Consider the following 2,714-nt stretch of genomic DNA (forward strand, 5'->3'; position numbering starts at 1 on the left):
GCCGGCCTGGGCCGGGCGGGCGGGTTCGTCAACGCGGTCCTCCGCAAGGTCGCCGCCCGCGACCTCGACTCCTGGGTCGACGCGCTGCGCGACGGTGTGACCGACCCCGTGGCCCGGATGGCCATCGGCACCGCGCACCCGGAGTGGATCGCCCGAGCGTTCGCGGACTCGCTCGGCGCCGCCGCCGGAGAGCTTCCCGAGTTGCTCGCCGCCGACGACGCCCGGCCGAAGGTCCACCTGGCCGCCCGCCCCGGTGCAATCACGGGCGAGGAACTGGCACTGATCACCGGCGGTACGGAGGGTGAGCTGTCCCCGTACGCGGTCCACCTGGACTCCGGGGACCCCGGAACGCTCGACGCCGTACGAGAAGGGCTCGCGGCGGTCCAGGACGAGGGCAGCCAGCTCGTGGCGCTGGCCGCCGCCCGCGCCCCCCTGACCGGTCCGGACTCCGGGAGGTGGCTCGATCTCGCCGCGGGGCCCGGCGGTAAGGCGGTCCTGCTGGGCGCGCTGGCGGAGATCGAGCAGGCGACGCTCACCGGGGTGGAGATCTCCGAGCACCGCGCCGACCTGGTCCGCGGCGCGACCAAGGACCTGCCGGTGACCGTGCACACGGCAGACGGACGCGACCCGGGTCTGGAGCCGGGGTTCGACCGGGTATTACTCGACGCCCCGTGTTCCGGCCTCGGCGCACTCCGCCGTCGTCCCGAGGCGCGGTGGCGCAAGACCGCCGCCGACATCCCGGGCCTGGTCACGCTCCAGCGCGAACTCCTCGAGTCGGCCCTGCGTCTGGTCCGACCGGGCGGGGTGGTGCTGTACGCGACCTGCTCGCCCCACCTCTCGGAGACAGTGTCGGTCATCCGCGAAGCCGCCCGGCGTGACGACGTCGAACTCCTCGACGTGCGTGACATCCTCGCGGAGGTGGTCGGCCGTCCGGTCGACGGACTGGGCGACGGCCCGTGGGTGCAACTGTGGCCGCACCGGCACAGCACAGACGCGATGTTCATGGCGGCACTTCGACGGGGTCACGATGCGTGAGGACGCGCAGTTCAGCTCGCACGGGGTACGGTGCTCCGCCTGGGTCTACCGCCCGGACGCGCCGTCGGGCGAACCTGCGGGCCCGGCACCAGCCACCCCCGCACCAGCCACCCCCGCGCCGGCCATCGTCATGGCACACGGCTTCGGGTGCATCCGGGACCTGCGCCTACCCGCGTACGCCGAGCGCTTCCGGGACGCCGGCTTCGTCGTGGTGGTCTTCGACTACCGGCATTTCGGCGCCAGCGACGGACAACCCCGGCAACTCCTCGACATCGGCCGCCAACTCGACGACTGGCGGTCAGCCCTGGCCTTCACCCGGTCGCTGCCCGGCGTCGATCCGGACCGCGTCATTGCGTGGGGCACGTCGTTCTCTGGAGGTCACGTCCTCACCCTCGCCGGCACGGGGGAGCGGCTGGCGGGAGTCATCGCCCAGGTCCCGCATGTGAGCGGTCCGGCCGCGGTCAGGGCGACGGGGCTCGCGGCGGCGCTCCGACTCGGCCCGGCCATCGTCGACGACCTGTGGCGCTCGCTCCGGCGTCGCGAGCCCCGGTACGTGCGTCTCGTCGGACGACCGGGGGACACGGCGGTCATGACGAGTCCGGACGCCGATCCCGCGGTGAATCGGCTCGCGGCCGACTCGGGACTGCGCCGCAGTGAATTCCGCGACGACGTCGCAGCACGGATCCTGGCACGGATCGGCTTCTACTCGCCGATGCGGCACACGCGGCGGATCACCTGCCCGACGCTGGTGCAGATCGCGACGGAGGACGCCATCACCCCCGCGGCGACCGCGCGTCGGGCGGCGCAGCGGATCCCGCGCGGCCGCTACCTGGAGTACCCGTGCGAGCACTTCGACCCCTACGTCGACCCGCACTTCGAGCGCATCATCGCCGACCAGCTCGAGTTCCTGACCTCGGTCACCGGCTCCGTCGACTGACCGGTCCGCGGGCCGCCGTCCCATGTCGGCGGAGCAGCCCGGACGGGCCCGCCTAGACTGGTCGTCATGTCGTACCAGCCGCTCATCGCGCCGTCGATCCTGTCCGCCGACTTCGCCCGTCTGGACCGCGAGATCGCGCGCATCCCGTCCGCCGACTGGATCCACGTGGACGTCATGGACGGTCACTTCGTGCCCAACCTGTCCTTCGGTGCGCCGGTCGCGAAGGCGGTCGGGAGGGTCACGGACAAGCCGATGGACTGCCATCTCATGATCACCGACCCGGCGCGCTGGGTCGATGACTACGTGGACGCCGGCGCGTTCAACGTCACCTTCCACGTGGAGGCCACCGACGACCCGAAGGCCGTCGCCGACCTGCTGCACGCCAGGGGGTGCAAGGCGGGTATCTCCATCAAGCCCGGGACCGCCGTCGAGCCGTACCTCGACCTGCTCGACCACGTGGACCTGGTCCTGGTGATGAGCGTCGAGCCCGGCTTCGGCGGCCAGAAGTTCATGCCCGGGGTGTTGGACAAGGTCCGCACGCTGCGCGCCGAGATCGACCGCCGTGGCCTCGACGTGCACATCCAGATCGACGGTGGCATCGACGCGGGGACGATCGCCGAGTGCGCGGCGGCGGGGTGCGACGTGTTCGTGGCCGGTTCGGCCGTCTACGGTGCCCCGGATCCCGACGCGATGATCGGGACCCTGCGCTCCGGGGCCCTCGCCGCGCGGGCGTGACGGTGCC

At 72.4% G+C, this 2,714-nt stretch carries 3 protein-coding genes; all 3 read left to right on the forward strand.

Annotated elements, in window-relative coordinates; translation table 11 throughout:
• A partial coding sequence (locus G6023_RS11690; protein WP_182635625.1) for an RsmB/NOP family class I SAM-dependent RNA methyltransferase occupies positions 1-1,035 on the forward strand: 1,035 nt, incomplete at its 5' end.
• Positions 1,028-1,972 carry an alpha/beta hydrolase gene (locus G6023_RS11695; protein ID WP_096905434.1) on the forward strand — a complete coding sequence of 315 codons (945 nt, stop codon included), beginning with the start codon at positions 1,028-1,030 and terminating at the stop codon, positions 1,970-1,972. The genes G6023_RS11690 and G6023_RS11695, both read left to right, overlap by 8 nt.
• A 66-nt stretch (positions 1,973-2,038) precedes the next feature.
• Positions 2,039-2,707 (forward strand): ribulose-phosphate 3-epimerase, encoded by a 669-nt coding sequence (gene rpe / locus G6023_RS11700; RefSeq protein WP_132061370.1) that lies wholly within the window; start codon positions 2,039-2,041, stop codon positions 2,705-2,707.
• The last annotated feature ends 7 nt before the right edge of the window (positions 2,708-2,714 follow it).

The sequence above is a fragment of the Dietzia sp. DQ11-71 genome (assembly GCF_014144995.1).
GTDB lineage: Bacteria > Actinomycetota > Actinomycetes > Mycobacteriales > Mycobacteriaceae > Dietzia > Dietzia kunjamensis.

Bases quoted from the DNA above. Each gene is read 5' to 3' on its own strand.
- rpe (WP_132061370.1), top strand. From the start codon at position 2,039: ATGTCGTACCAGCCGCTCATCGCGCCGTCGATCCTGTCCGCCGACTTC.
- G6023_RS11695 (WP_096905434.1), top strand. From the start codon at position 1,028: ATGCGTGAGGACGCGCAGTTCAGCTCGCACGGGGTACGGTGCTCCGCC.